Annotated in this window: 17 protein-coding genes; 10 read left to right on the forward strand and 7 right to left on the reverse strand. The window is 43.1% G+C overall.

Annotated features, from left to right (window positions below; genetic code table 11):
* The first annotated feature begins 6 nt into the window (after positions 1–6).
* Positions 7–288 carry a hypothetical protein gene (locus tag PCC7418_RS12700; protein ID WP_015226589.1) on the forward strand — a complete coding sequence of 94 codons (282 nt, stop codon included), beginning with the start codon at positions 7–9 and terminating at the stop codon, positions 286–288.
* A 307-nt stretch (positions 289–595) separates the two neighbouring features.
* Here PCC7418_RS12700 and dcm read toward each other — a convergent pair whose 3' ends face one another.
* Positions 596–1,594 carry a DNA (cytosine-5-)-methyltransferase gene (dcm, locus tag PCC7418_RS12705; RefSeq protein WP_015226590.1) on the reverse strand — a complete coding sequence of 333 codons (999 nt, stop codon included), beginning with the start codon at positions 1,592–1,594 and terminating at the stop codon, positions 596–598.
* Positions 1,595–1,728: 134 nt separating this feature from the next.
* On the opposite strand from dcm, the gene PCC7418_RS12710 reads away from it, so the two are divergent.
* The 3 genes from PCC7418_RS12710 to PCC7418_RS12720 all read left to right on the forward strand — a co-directional run bounded on the left by PCC7418_RS12710 (position 1,729) and on the right by PCC7418_RS12720 (position 4,973).
* A complete protein-coding gene (locus PCC7418_RS12710) occupies positions 1,729–3,834 on the forward strand; it encodes a M3 family metallopeptidase (protein ID WP_015226591.1) in 2,106 nt (701 codons plus the stop codon).
* A gap of 113 nt (positions 3,835–3,947) precedes the next feature.
* Positions 3,948–4,433: an allophycocyanin subunit alpha-B gene (locus PCC7418_RS12715; RefSeq protein WP_015226592.1), complete on the forward strand. Its 486-nt coding sequence runs from the start codon at positions 3,948–3,950 to the stop codon at positions 4,431–4,433.
* 78 nt (positions 4,434–4,511) lie between these two features.
* Positions 4,512–4,973, forward strand: coding sequence for a hypothetical protein (locus PCC7418_RS12720; protein ID WP_015226593.1), 462 nt, complete (start codon positions 4,512–4,514; stop codon positions 4,971–4,973).
* Here PCC7418_RS12720 and PCC7418_RS20275 read toward each other — a convergent pair.
* The gene (locus PCC7418_RS20275; protein WP_150107065.1) at positions 4,909–5,136 is read right to left on the reverse strand and encodes a hypothetical protein; all 228 of its coding nucleotides are present in this window, start codon (positions 5,134–5,136) and stop codon (positions 4,909–4,911) included. The genes PCC7418_RS12720 and PCC7418_RS20275 overlap by 65 nt on opposite strands.
* Before the next feature lie 160 nt (positions 5,137–5,296).
* On the reverse strand, positions 5,297–5,899 hold the full coding sequence (locus PCC7418_RS12725) for a superoxide dismutase (protein WP_015226595.1): 603 nt from the start codon (positions 5,897–5,899) through the stop codon (positions 5,297–5,299).
* Positions 5,900–6,107: 208 nt separating this feature from the next.
* Between PCC7418_RS12725 and aat the strand changes: the two genes are divergently transcribed.
* Entirely contained in the window at positions 6,108–6,683 is a 576-nt protein-coding gene (gene aat / locus PCC7418_RS12730) for a leucyl/phenylalanyl-tRNA--protein transferase (protein ID WP_015226596.1), read from the forward strand.
* Between the two features lie 96 nt (positions 6,684–6,779).
* On the opposite strand, the gene PCC7418_RS12735 is transcribed toward aat, so the two are convergent.
* A complete protein-coding gene (locus tag PCC7418_RS12735; protein WP_015226597.1) occupies positions 6,780–7,553 on the reverse strand; it encodes a TIGR00297 family protein in 774 nt (257 codons plus the stop codon).
* The gene (locus tag PCC7418_RS20600; RefSeq protein ID WP_171814913.1) at positions 7,501–7,644 is read right to left on the reverse strand and encodes a hypothetical protein; all 144 of its coding nucleotides are present in this window, start codon (positions 7,642–7,644) and stop codon (positions 7,501–7,503) included. Before PCC7418_RS20600 ends, PCC7418_RS12735 begins: the two co-directional genes overlap by 53 nt.
* Between PCC7418_RS20600 and PCC7418_RS12740 the strand changes: the two genes are divergently transcribed.
* From PCC7418_RS12740 to PCC7418_RS12755, 4 genes are all read left to right on the forward strand, one after another.
* Entirely contained in the window at positions 7,624–8,055 is a 432-nt protein-coding gene (locus tag PCC7418_RS12740) for a VOC family protein (protein WP_015226598.1), read from the forward strand. The genes PCC7418_RS20600 and PCC7418_RS12740 overlap by 21 nt on opposite strands.
* Before the next feature lie 30 nt (positions 8,056–8,085).
* Positions 8,086–9,642 carry a DUF1565 domain-containing protein gene (locus tag PCC7418_RS12745; RefSeq protein WP_015226599.1) on the forward strand — a complete coding sequence of 519 codons (1,557 nt, stop codon included), beginning with the start codon at positions 8,086–8,088 and terminating at the stop codon, positions 9,640–9,642.
* Positions 9,643–9,715: 73 nt separating this feature from the next.
* A complete protein-coding gene (dxr, locus tag PCC7418_RS12750) occupies positions 9,716–10,897 on the forward strand; it encodes a 1-deoxy-D-xylulose-5-phosphate reductoisomerase (protein WP_015226600.1) in 1,182 nt (393 codons plus the stop codon).
* Positions 10,894–11,724: a lysophospholipid acyltransferase family protein gene (locus PCC7418_RS12755; protein ID WP_015226601.1), complete on the forward strand. Its 831-nt coding sequence runs from the start codon at positions 10,894–10,896 to the stop codon at positions 11,722–11,724. Before dxr ends, PCC7418_RS12755 begins: the two co-directional genes overlap by 4 nt.
* On the opposite strand, the gene PCC7418_RS20605 is transcribed toward PCC7418_RS12755, so the two are convergent.
* Entirely contained in the window at positions 11,700–11,864 is a 165-nt protein-coding gene (locus PCC7418_RS20605) for a hypothetical protein (RefSeq protein ID WP_015226602.1), read from the reverse strand. The two genes, PCC7418_RS12755 and PCC7418_RS20605, sit on opposite strands and share 25 nt — an antisense overlap.
* A 48-nt stretch (positions 11,865–11,912) precedes the next feature.
* Positions 11,913–12,248, reverse strand: coding sequence for a hypothetical protein (locus PCC7418_RS12760; RefSeq protein WP_015226603.1), 336 nt, complete (start codon positions 12,246–12,248; stop codon positions 11,913–11,915).
* Positions 12,249–12,858: 610 nt separating this feature from the next.
* Here PCC7418_RS12760 and PCC7418_RS12770 point away from each other — a divergent pair.
* Positions 12,859–13,392 (forward strand): Npun_F5560 family protein, encoded by a 534-nt coding sequence (locus PCC7418_RS12770; RefSeq protein WP_015226605.1) that lies wholly within the window; start codon positions 12,859–12,861, stop codon positions 13,390–13,392.
* Positions 13,393–13,513: the final 121 nt, after the last annotated feature.

Raw genomic sequence — 13,513 nt, forward strand, 5'->3', positions numbered from 1 at the left:
TTAACTATGACAACTGATCTGCTCCTTTGTCATAATAATTGTAAGCAGCGATTGGTTATTAGTGAGACTTTAGGAATGACGTTACAAGAGATTATTCAATCCCTAGAAACTTTGTCTGAAGAAGAGCAAGACATCTTATTTGAAATTTTACGTCAGAGACGAAACCCCAATCAGAAATATGCACTCATTCATTCCTTACGGGGAAAATATGCTGATGTAATGACCAGTAGTGATGAGTTTGCTGCTAGAAAAGAGCAAGAAATTGATTGGGGAAATTGTTTGAATTGAGGAGCGCGATCGACGCGGAGCGTTGCGGAGCTTTACTCAATCGTGCATTTCATTCCCTATTCATACTTCTGTGTTAATGTATTAAGTTCATTGACCCATTTCTCTATTTACAAATTCTACCAACGTCGAAAGCGGATTAATAAAACTTGATGGCATCTCAGGTAATTCTTTAGCTAAAAAAGCCTTATCGAAAAATTTCAACATTCCCCTTTGCTGCGGATTATTTAAGAACAGGTTGTAGATTCTTATTTTTTGAGAACTGTTTGAGTATATCTTTTTCCAATCTATCTAATTGATAAGACATTAGCTAAAATAAGCTTAATTGAATTGAAGTAGCGGGAGCTTTAATTTTCCGATTAGATTCAAGACTTTTTATGACTTGACTAGCGATATCTTTTACAACAGGCGGGACTACAGCATTACCAAATTGTTTATAGGCTTGATTATCAGAAACAGGAATCTTAAAGTTTTCAGGAAATCCCATTAATCTAGAACATTCTCTAGGAGTTAGTCTTCGGGGATTCTTGTTCTCTTGAGGAATTAAAATTTCCGAACCATCTTTGTAATACCTAGCACTTAAAGTACGAGTGATTCCCTCAAAATCAACCAAACCATATCCAAAACCATTTCCTTTTGCTTTATGTTTCTCAGCATAGTTTTTTAAATATAACCATAATTTATCACTTAAGGTATATTGATCAGGAACATCAGGTTCTAAAATCTCTTTAACTTGCGGTTGTTGATCAGTAAAATATGGAAATTCAAATTCTAAGGCAGGTTTGAAGCCAACAATAAAAATTCTTTGTCTGTTTTGTGGGACAATATAACGAGCATCAACGATTTGATAATAAATTTGGTATCCTAATTCGTTAGATAAAGTATTTTTAATAACTTCAAAAGTTTTCTTTTTATTATGGCTTAAGAGGTTTTTAACATTTTCTAAAATGAAAGCCCTAGGTTGCTTATATTTAAGAATTCTTACAATATGAAAAAAGAGATTACCTTGAGTGATATGTTCAAACCCATGTTTAAGATTGAGAGAATTATTTTTAGTTACACCAGCAATACTAAATGGCTGACAAGGGAATCCTCCCACTAATAGGTCATGATCAGGGATCTCTTTTTCTGAAATTTGAGTAATATCTCCTTGTGGTGTTTCATTAAAGTTAGCGAAATATGTCTGTTGACAAAATTTATCCCATTCCGATGTAAAAATACATTGACACCCTAAATCTTCAAGTGCAATTCTAAACCCCCCTATCCCTGCAAATAAATCGATAAACTTGTAACCTTTTGGAATATCCATCCGCCGATTTAACTACTTTCTTAAGAAGTCTGTAAAAAATATCCTAGCACTTGATTACTGGTTCTACTTCTTCGCCTCACTTATCGATCGCGCTATCGTGAGAAATAAAGAACAAGTGAGCCACAAATAACGGTATGACAACGACAGCGACAAAACCCAATCCTCTACTCATTGGCGAAGGATTACCCCCATTCCCCGAAATTGAACCGCAGCATGTGGTGAGTGGGATACAACAACTGTTAGCGGAACTCGATACCCAACTGACGGAATTGGAACAGACGGTTCAACCCACTTGGGAGGGCGTGGTGGAACCCCTGACGGAAATTGAAGAACGCTTAACTTGGAGTTGGGGTATTGTTAGCCATCTCATGGGCGTGAAGAATAGCCAAGACTTGCGGGAAGCCTACGAAACAGTGCAACCCGAGGTGGTGCGGTTTATTAATAAGCTGAATCAAAGTAAGCCCATTTATGAGGCGTTTAAGGCGCTGCGCCATAGTGAAGAGTGGAATCGTTTGGATGATGCCCAAAAACGGATTGTGGAGTCTTCTTTGCAAGATGCAGAACTCTCTGGTGTGGGGTTAGAAGGGGAAACCAAGGAACGGTTTAATGCGATTCAATTGGAGTTAGCAGACCTTTCCACGCAATTTTCCAATCATGTGCTGGATGCAACGAAAGCCTTTAAGCTGAAACTGACTACCCCCGAAGAAGTGGCAGGTTTACCGCAAAGTGCGCTCAATTTAGCCGCGCAAACTGCCCGTCAGGAGGGAGAAGAAAATGCAACGGCGGAAAAGGGTCCTTGGGTGATTACTCTTGATTTTCCCAGTTTTGTGCCTTTCCTGAAGCATAGTCAACGGCGAGACTTGCGGGAAAAAGTTTATCGGGCGTTTATTACTCGCGCTTCTAGTGGGGAATTAGACAATCAACCGATTATTCAGCGCATTCTGACGTTACGGAAAGAGAAAGCCCATATTCTCGGTTTTGAAAACTATGCCCGCTTGAGTTTAGCCCGAAAAATGGCACCGAGTGTGGAAGCGGTGGAAAAACTTCTAGAGGAGTTGCGTCAGGCGAGTTATGATGCAGCAGTTGCTGAACATGAAGAATTAAAAGCCTTTGCGAAAAGTAAGGGTGCAGCGGAAGCCGATGACTTGAAACATTGGGATATTCAGTATTGGGCGGAACGTCAACGGGAAGAGAAGTTTGCTTTTAACGCGGAAGAGTTACGTCCTTATTTCCCGTTACCGCAAGTGTTAAATGGCTTGTTTAGCATTACGCAACACTTGTTTGGTGTGACGATTACGGCTGCGGATGGAGAAGCCCCAGTTTGGCATGAGGATGTCCGCTATTTTCGCATTCAAGATCACGATGGCAACCCCATTGCCCATTTCTATCTTGATCCCTTTTCTCGCCCTGCTGAAAAACGCGGTGGGGCGTGGATGGATGAATGTATTAACCGCCGAAAAATGAAAGCCAGTAATGGGGATGAAACCACGCGTTTACCCGTGGCGTATCTCACTTGTAACCAAACTCCCCCTGTGGATGGTCAACCCAGTCTGATGACCTTTGAAGAAGTGGAAACTCTCTTCCATGAGTTTGGACATGGCTTACAGCATATGTTGACGCAAGTGGATTATCCAGGTGCTGCTGGGATTAATAATGTGGAATGGGATGCGGTGGAGTTACCGAGTCAGTTCATGGAAAACTGGTGTTATCATCGCCCGACGTTATTCTCCATGGCGAAACATTATGAAACGGGGGAACCGTTACCTGAAGAATACTATCAAAAACTTTTGGCAGCGCGAACTTATCGCAGTGGTTCCATGATGTTACGACAACTGCACTTTAGTTTCCTCGATTTGGAACTGCACGCCCATTATGATCCCGATGGTAACGAAACTGCCTTTGATGTGCGCGATCGCGTTGCGGAAACGACCACTGTCATGCGTCCGCTTCCCGAAGATGCTTTCTTATGCAGTTTTGGACATATCTTTGCTGGGGGATATGCAGCTGGGTATTATAGCTACAAATGGGCGGAAGTCCTCAGTGCTGATGCCTTTGCTGCCTTTGAAGAAGCGGGCTTAGATGATGATATGGCACTTGCCAAAGTCGGGAAACAGTTCCGCGATACGGTTTTAGCCTTAGGCGGATCGTTGCATCCCATGTCAGTGTTCAAAGAGTTCCGGGGACGAGAACCGCAAACCGAACCCTTGTTAAGACATAGTGGTTTAACCCCTGCAACTTAATTTTCTCTCTCCCTTTCACCACCAGCTTAAAACGCAATTTTTCTACATGAGAATAGCTCTCTGGTGGTGATATCCTAGACTTACCCGACATAATTTAATACGATCATAAAATCATGAGTGTAATTAGTGAAGTTATCCTCAAAGCTGACGACGAACTGCGTTATCCCACCAGTGGCGAACTGAAAGTAATCCAAGAATTCCTCAAAACTGGTGAACAGCGTATGCAAATCGCGCAAACTTTAGCTGAAAACGAAAAGAAAATCGTTGACCAAGCTAGTAAACAACTCTGGAAACTCCATCCCGAATATATTGCCCCTGGCGGAAATGCTTTTGGGTCTCGGGAACGGTCTCTCTGCATTCGCGATTACGGTTGGTATTTGCGTTTAATCACTTATGGCATTGTTGCTGGGGATAAACAGCCCATCGAAAGCATTGGCTTAGTTGGTGTTCGGGAAATGTATAATGCGTTAGATGTTCCTGTCCCAGGCATGGCGGATGCGATTCGTTGCTTAAAAGATGCGTCTCTCGGTTTACTCAGTGCCGAAGAAGCCCAAGAAGCAGCCCCCTACTTCGACTATATTATCCAAGCGATGTCTTAAAAAATTATAAATTCGGATGATGAGGCGCATTCTTGATGAGTGCGTCTCTTTTTTTTTAGTGAACAAACTTAATTGATTATGCGCCAAATTCCCTTCATTTCCTTTGTCTTGCTACTCCTTGCTTGTACTGTTTTTGGTTGGGTTGTTTCGACCGCGACAGAAGCATTTTGGGTTTGGTTAATTGCAGGGAGTTTTTTATTACTAATGGATGCGGGATTAACCGCCCCGTTAACCTTAATTGAAGTCTTTTTTGGCAGTTGGTTAACTTCAGATAAACGTGCCTTTATAACGGTTTTAATGTTTTCCTTGGGTTTTGTTTTTGCGATTACTTGGATTCACATTTTTGCCCGTGTTTTAGTCTTACTTGCAGCAGGAACATTATTTCGATTAGACTTACAACGGGCTAGATTCCCCCGTTGGCAAGCCTTAAGCATTTTGTTATTAACTTGTGTAGTGGGTTATAGCATTGGTATTGTTAGCCATGAGTTTTTCGCTTCAGATCAACCCATTTTTTCGCTTCTCGAATCGCTTGGTTTTTAGTATTTGCTGCAGGCGTTGCCATTGCCCAACCATAATCATATCCAATCCATGCGGAATAAGTAATCCCATCTTCATCCTCATCAATACAAATTTCAATGGTGAAATCGTAATAAGAAAAGGCAAGGACTTTTTTGGGATAGTGGGGGTCAAAAATAATTGTCATTCGATTTGACTCTAGTAAATCAAAGTTCAGTGACAGTACCATTTAAAGAAAGTTCAGTGATATTCAATCCCCCGTTCCCTTTTGAAAGGGAGGTTGGGGGGATCAGTAGGTAGCATTAGTCGATCAAAATGGTATTGCTTACATTAAGAATAACTGATTACTATTTTGCCTTAGCAAAATTTTCTGCAGCAAATTCCCAATTGACAATCTGATCTAAGAAAGCATCAATGTAAGTTCCACGCTGATTCTGATAATCTAAATAATAAGCGTGTTCCCACACATCCATTGTTAAAAGCGGGATTTGTCCTTTAGTTAAGGGGTTATCCGCATTCAAGGTTTTTGTGACTTTCAGGATTCCTTGATCTAAAACCAACCAAGCCCAACCGCTACCAAATTGACCAGTTCCGGCAGATTTAAAGGCTTCTTTAAACTTTTCAAAACTGCCAAAGTCCGCATCAATTTTTTGTGCAAGTTCCCCTGTAGGCGTTCCGCCACCATTGGGCTTCATGGAATTCCAGTAAAAGGTATGATTCCAAGCCTGTGCGCCAGTATTAAAGATTGCGGTTTTACTTTCATCACTGGCAACCATTTTAATCACGTCTTCAATCGGCTTACTGTCTAACTCTGTTCCTTCAACTGCAGCATTAAATTTGTTGACATAACCCGCATGGTGTTTATCGTGATGAAATTCGAGTGTAGATTTAGAAATGGCAGGTTCTAAAGCGGTGTAATCATAAGGGAGTGGGGGAAGTTCATAAGCCATGATGTTCAACCTCGTTAAGCAAAATCAAGTTCTGGGAACGATGATAAGGTAGATTTTTGGTTTATGTAATCCCTATCCCCCCCAGGGGAATTGATAGTCTGGTATGGCGAAAGATTTCAGAAAATGCTTGGCAATACGCCATAATTTTTACTCCGTGATTTCTATACGGTTCATTGTCATTTCATTAGCATTTCAATAGGATTAATTTATGGAAGTTGATATTGCAAATGTAATTTCGGGATATTCCCAAGGGCTTTTTTTAATGGCAGATGACAACGGCGGACTCGGTTGGTATGCTAGTCGATCTCATGCCGTGATTCCTCTTGATGAAAGGTTTCGTTATCCTAAATCTCTGCGACGAGTAATTAATCAAAATCGATTTGAAGTGGCGATTAATCGTGATTTTGCTGCGGTTTGTGATGGCTGTTCTGACCGAGAAACAACTTGGATTTCTTCTGATTTAAAGTCGGTTTATTGGCAACTCTATCAAGCGGGATTTGCTTTTAGTTTTGAAACGTGGCATGGGAATCAATTAGCTGGAGGAGTTTTAGGTATTGTTATTGGAGGTGCTTTTATTGGAGAATCGATGTTTTATCAGATTCCAGAGGGATCAAAAGTTGCTTTAGTGAAATTAGTCGAGCATTTACAATCTAGAGGATTTTTACTGTTTGATGCCCAAATGCAAAATCCTCATCTAGCTCGTTTTGGTGCGTATGAGGTGAAGGAAAGAGATTACAAAAAAACCTTAGAAAAAGCAATCAAAAAAACTTGTTGGTTTGTTTAAAACACTTTTAAAAAAGAAGGACTCCATCCATTGTACGGTGGGCAATGCCCACCCTACGACTTTTTGCATCAGTATTAGGACTGCTATCATTTCATCTCAATAAAAGTTAGTCAGGATAACAAACAATATACTGGCAATAACTGCCCCGAAAAAGGTGTTAATAATATTAACGACTTCATTGGTTAAAAAGTCGAATTTTTCTTGTAAAGTTGCTCCAATTAAACTTTCTAAATTAGTGGCAATAAAAGCAGCAACGATACAGTATAAAATCCCGAAACTTGACATTAATCCGACACTCCACCCCACAACAGCAATAACGGCGGAAGCGAACAATCCAGCTAATGTTCCTTCTAAACTCACTGCTCCTTCGGTTCCGGGGGCAACGGGTTTTAAACTCGTAATTAAAAAGGTGCGTTTTCCGTAGGCTTTCCCCACTTCACTGGCGGTTGTATCCGATAATTTGGTACTAAAACTGGCGACATACGCTAATAATAAAATAGGTGTGGGAATGATTCCGAAATCGCTGATTTGATTCAGCATTACTCCCAACGCGCACACCGTCGCCACTAATGCCGATCCCCAAACATTTTCTGGTCCTCGCGCCCCAGACCGTTTCTCAGCAATCCCAGCGGCTTCTTTTTGGGCTAAGCCAATGCGAGTCACGGCGGATCCCACCAGAAAATAAAACATGACAACCGTGTAGCCTTGCCAACCTAATGTTCCCCAAATTATCACCCCTAATAACCACGCATTCGCCAGTCCAAGAGGGGTTAATAGTTTTTTCGGAGCGATAACTGCAATCCCGCATAAGATGGTGTTAAGCGCGATCGCGACAAGCCAAGGCATGAAAACGGGAGGGAGGTTGCTCATTGCGCAGTTTTAGATTAAATTTGCCACAATGGTAGGCGATCGCGCTGTCGATTAGCAAGAGGAGAAAGCTATGAATACTCCGATTTTTCATCTCGCGATTCCAGTTAAAAATATTACAACAGCTAAGACCTTTTATGTGGATGGATTAGGTTGTGAAGTGGGAAGAGAAAGCGATCGCGCTGTGATTCTCAACTTCTACGGACATCAATTGGTGGCTCACGTGACAACTGAAGAATTAACCCCACAAAACGGAATTTATCCCCGCCATTTTGGCATGATTTTTCCCACAGAAGCAGATTGGGAAGCAGTTTGGAAACGAGCCAGCACTCAAGAACTAAAAGTTTACCAAACTCCAAAACATCGCTTTCCAGGGGAACTTACTGAACATCAAACCTTCTTTTTAGAAGACCCCTTTTATAACCTGCTGGAGTTCAAATATTATCGTCACGCTGAAGCCATTTTTGGTGGACGCACTTTGACCGCAGTGGGAGAAAGAGATTAAGTCGTTTTTCACTTCAAAAGGAGAGCTACCGTGAACCGTCTCACTCACCCCAGTTTATCCCTTATCATCGCCCTGAGTAGCTTGTTTCCAAGTCTGGTCGCCCCAGCGATGATGAACTCAGTGCACGCTCAAACCACAAAAACAGTTGTCTATGTTAATCCCAATCTGGGGAATGATCAAAACGGGAAAGGAAGTCGTGATCGTCCTTATCAAACCTTAACCCGCGCGATCGCTGCTGCCCCTGCTCAAGCAGTGATTCAACTGGCTGATGGCACTTACAGCGAGGAAACAGGAGAATCCTTCCCTATTATTGTCAGAAAATCCCTTGAAATTCGAGGTAACCCCAATAATCAAGGCTATAACGTCAAAATTAAAGGGGGAGGAGACTTGAATAGTCCCACTGGGGCGGGACAAAATGTTGCTATGGCACTGCTTGCCAATAGTACCCTCACTGGGGTCAGCGTCACGAATCAGCGCGATCGCGGAATTGGCGTGTGGATTGAAGGAGCAAGTCCCACGGTTTTTAAAAATACCTTTCAACAAAACGATAACACTGGGGTTGCGGTGAATGGCAGAGGCAGAGCCGTCATTCTCAATAACTATTTTTACAGTAATTCTGGCAATGGCATGGTCATCTATGGACAAAGCCAACCCACGGTTAAAAATAATACCTTTGAACGCACGGGTTTCGGGATTAGCATTACCCAAGAAGCAAGTCCGCAACTGATTGGCAACGAACTGAAGCATAATCGCATTGGCATTATGGTAGAAGGGAACGCCGAACCCATTCTGCGGGAAAATCTGGTGACACTTTCCACAGAAGATGGCTTGGTCGCGATCGCGCAATCTCGACCGAATTTAGGGACATCAGAAGAACCGGGGAGAAATATTTTCCGCAGTAATCGAGGAAACGCTATTAAAAACTTGACGAAAACTTACACGATTCCCGCTAGTGGAAATCAAATCACAGGAGAAACCGCAGGGAAAGTTGATGTCAGTGCAAGCGTCGCCCAAAGAGCACCGCTTCCTCTCAACCGTAATTTATCTTCACCAGTAGAAAATTCAAGTCCGCAGCCATCTCTGGGGTCTTCCCGCGAACAAGTTTGGACAGCACCTCGCCCCTTCCCGAATAATAATGCTCCCTCTAATCAACCGTCCCCGTTAAATCTTCCTGAACTTGATCCAGTTCCCAATGCCAACACAACCAGACGCAATCCTTCTTCCCGCAATAATCGCGCCCGTCTCGATGATCTGCTTGTGGTCGAACCCAAGGCCTCACCCACGTCTCGTCATCCCAATGCTTTACCCGTTCCCAGTGGTAATATTCCTTCTGGCAATCCCTTTCGTCCAGGTGCTTCCCCACAAGAGCGGGTGAGAGCAGTCGGGGGACAATATCGGGTTGTGGTGGAGATTCGGCAAGCCAGTGATAAAACGCGAGTGAAACAGATTGTTCCAGATGCCTTCACCAGTCGGTATCAAGGGCGTGCAGTGATGCAAGTGGGAATTTTTCGTGATCGCGCCAATGTAGATGAAATTCAGCAACAGTTGCAACAAGCGGGATTAAATGTGCGCGTGATTTCACTTTGATTGAAAATTATGGATGATAAACTAACAAGCAACTCATAATATAAAGATATTCCATAAAACGTCTCTATCAACAATGAAATCAATTACTGTCATCGGCTCAACTGGCTCTATTGGCACGCAAACCCTAGAAATTGCCACACAATACCCAGAAGAATTTAGAATTGTCGGACTGGCTGCGGGAAATAATATTGAACTATTGGCGCGACAGGTGCAGCAGTTTCGTCCACAAATTGTCGCCACTTGCTATGCAGAAAAATTACCAGAACTCAAAGCAGCCCTAGCGGGATTAGATTACGAACCGATCATTCTGGCTGGGGAAGATGGCGTTGTGGAAGTGGCAAAATATGGCGATGCAGAAAGTGTGGTCACGGGGATTGTGGGTTGTGCGGGATTATTGCCAACCTTAGCCGCGATCGAGGCGGGAAAGAATATTGCTTTGGCAAACAAAGAAACCCTCATCGCAGGCGCACCCGTGGTGTTACCTCTCGTGGAAAAGCATGGGGTGAAGTTATTACCAGCAGACTCGGAACATTCTGCGATTTTCCAGTGTTTGCAAGGGGTTCCCGATCAGGGGTTGCGACGGATTTTATTAACCGCTTCTGGTGGGGCGTTTCGCGATTTACCCGTGGAACAGTTATCCACCGTGAAAGTGGCGGATGCCCTCAAACACCCTAATTGGTCTATGGGTCAAAAAATTACCATTGATTCGGCAACGTTGATGAATAAAGGGTTAGAAGTCATTGAAGCCCATTATCTCTTCGGTCTCCCTTATGACCAAATTGAGATTGTGATTCATCCTCAAAGCATTATTCACTCTCTGATTGAGTTACAAGATACCTCGGTTTTAGCGCAGTTGGGATGGGCGGATATGCGGTTACCGTTACTCTATGCTCTCTCTTATCCAGATCGCCTTTACACCGATTGGGAACCGTTAGATTTAGTAAAATCGGGTAGTCTGACTTTTAAAGATCCCGATCATGATAAGTATCCTTGTATGCAGTTGGCTTATAAGGCAGGTCAAGCGGGTGGGTTAATGCCTGCGGTTTTAAATGCAGCCAATGAGCAAGCAGTCAGTTTATTTTTAGAAGAGAAAATCAGCTTTTTAGATATTCCCCGTTTAATCGAAAAAGTCTGCGATCGCGCTGCCGATTACAATACTCAAACTCCTTCCCTAGAAGATATTCTCACCGTTAACCAACAAGCTCGACAAGAGGTTGTCACCGCAGCCCAATCCTTAAAAACAGTAACAGCGTGAATGATTCCCCTCTTTCCGGTTGGTCATTAGATGAACGTGACCCGAAAACAATTCGCTCTTGGTTATCTCAGTGTCAGTGGTTTTATGACCACTATTTTCAAGCGGAGAGCGATGGCTGGGAAAATATCCCAGAAAGCGGTGCTGCTCTCATCGTGGGCTCTCACAATGGAGGGCTTGCTACCCCTGACATGATGATTACCTTATATGACTGGTTTCGTCATTTTGGTATGGAAAGACCCGCTTATGGGCTCATGCACCGTCATGTGTGGGAAGTTTATCGTCCTGTCGCAGAAATGGCGAGCCAACTGGGGGCGATCCGAGCCGATCCCCGAATGGCAATTCCCGCGTTGCGCCGGGGTGCTTGTGTCTTGGTTTATCCAGGGGGAGGACCAGATGTATTTCGTCCGTATTGGGAGCGCGATCGGATTAAATTTTGCGGTCGTAAAGGCTTTATTAAACTCGCCCTACGAGAAAACGTCCCCATTATTCCCGTAGTGTCTTGGGGAGCGCATGAAACCTTATTTGTGTTAGTCGATATTTATGAGCCGATGAAAGCGTTTTTAGAGACCTTTAATCTGCCTTGGCTGTTTAACCTTGATCCAGAAGTGTTTCCGATTTATTTAGGCTTACCTTGGGGAATCTCCTTTGGGCCATTAATGAATTTTCCCCTCCCCGCAAAGGTGCGGGTGCGAGTCTGTCCACCGATTATTTTTGACCGCTATGGGAGAGACTCAGCCCTAGATTCCACTTATGTTCAGCAGTGTTACGATCGCGTTGTCGAACAGATGCAACGGCAACTGAATCAATTAATTGCGGAGTGCAGTTGAACCTGTGGCGGAAGTTGACTCACAGGTGCGGGTTTCATTTCGCCTCGACTGTCGAGGATAAACACCAAAATGAGATAAACTACCGCAATTAAAATTGAAAATGCACCTGTCGCGATCGCGACAATTTTTCCTTTCGTCATGAAACTCACTCGATCCTAGACAGACATTTGACTTTTTCTAGCATATCGTTAAAAGAGCGACTCAAACTCCTGCCTTAAAGAATCGGAATTGGCAACCCGCCCCACCAGTAAACTGTCTTCTTCTACCACAGCTAATTCCTGCTTCCACTGTTGAATCGGCTCTTCTGATTGGAGCCAGAAATTAACAATCTCTGCTAAGACCTGATCCCAATCCCAATCGGGCTTATGGGGAATCATTTTCGTTGCCTTGATTAAGCCATCTAAAGAACAATCATAACTCCCGAGATATGTTTTGCTACGATTTGGTTGGCGAGAAAATTGGTGTTGAAATTGAACAAATTGAGTAATGGGGGTAACACCAATAATATCAAACGTATAAGCCATAACAAATCCATCTAAACTTGTCCATGCTGTGTTTCATATTCTAAACACTGGAAATCAGAAAAGATGGTTTATTTTGAACATTTCTTGAAGAAGGTGAGCCTTCGGGAGATGAGACCGCTACTCAGGTAGGACGGACATCTCACGATGCGGAATCAAGCTCCGCATCCGTGTCCTCACAAGTCCTGTCTGAGCAAGTCACGTCGCAGAACGAAGAATCCAACGCGCTTTAAGCCGTTGCAGTCTCAATTCTTGTTCATTCTGACAAGAGGGGTCAGCAAGGGGAGAATCGCTCCCAAAATGAGACCGACACTGAAACCAAAAGCGAGCAACACCCCAAAGGGAATTTCCACGGATCGAAAAAATAAGAATTGTAGAGAAATAGCGGTAATATTTTGAATAGAGATCACCGCCATGAAAATCATTGCGAAAGCGATTATTAAAAAAGCCAATAGTGTGCTGAGTCTTTGCATTCTTCCTAAGCCAATATGAACTTTGTTTATTGTCAAACCCACTGTCAGGGACTAAGCCCCCCTATAAAATGCTAAATTAACCTATAAAGTGCTTGTACTGATCTCAACCTTGTTGCAAACGAACTCCTAAATCTAGAATCGTGAGTCAGGCTGAACCTTCTCATCTCGAAACCCTCCAAGCCGAAATTGCCCATCTCCAAGGGGAATTACAATTGCGGGATCAACTGGTTGATCAACTTTCCCAAGAGTTATTTCGGCTGGTGAAAGATCCCACTTCTGCTGCATCTCCCCCAGTAGGTGCAGATCCTGAACAATCCCAAATTGAACGCTTAAATGCTCAACTCACTGAAATTGAGGAACAAGTCCAATTTTATCAACAGCAAATCACAACGCGGGATCAAGAAATTTATCAGCTACAAAATACAATCAAAACCTTGATGGCAAAAAATAAAAACTTGGAAAAAATGCTAGAAGATTTACCCGAACTGTACCGTCAAAAATTTGCCCAGCGCCTGAAACCAGTCAAAGAAAAAGTAGAACAATTGCAACGGGAAAATCAGCAACTCCAAGCCCAAGTTCAAACTTTAACGTATCGTTTAACGGTGAGAAATCGTTCCTCTCATGATCAAGATATTGACTTACCTAACTTCCAACAAAGCGATCCGCGCTTGTAGTCACTAAAGATTGTGTTCGGTTTTTCATTTGACCTCGATCTTGGCAGCCATCTAATCTTCGGGGCCCGCGAAGCTACCTCTCCCCACCCTAAACTTCATTTTTGGTTAAGGCTAGTATCAC

Source organism: Halothece sp. PCC 7418, assembly GCF_000317635.1.
Classification (GTDB): Bacteria; Cyanobacteriota; Cyanobacteriia; order Cyanobacteriales; family Rubidibacteraceae; genus Halothece.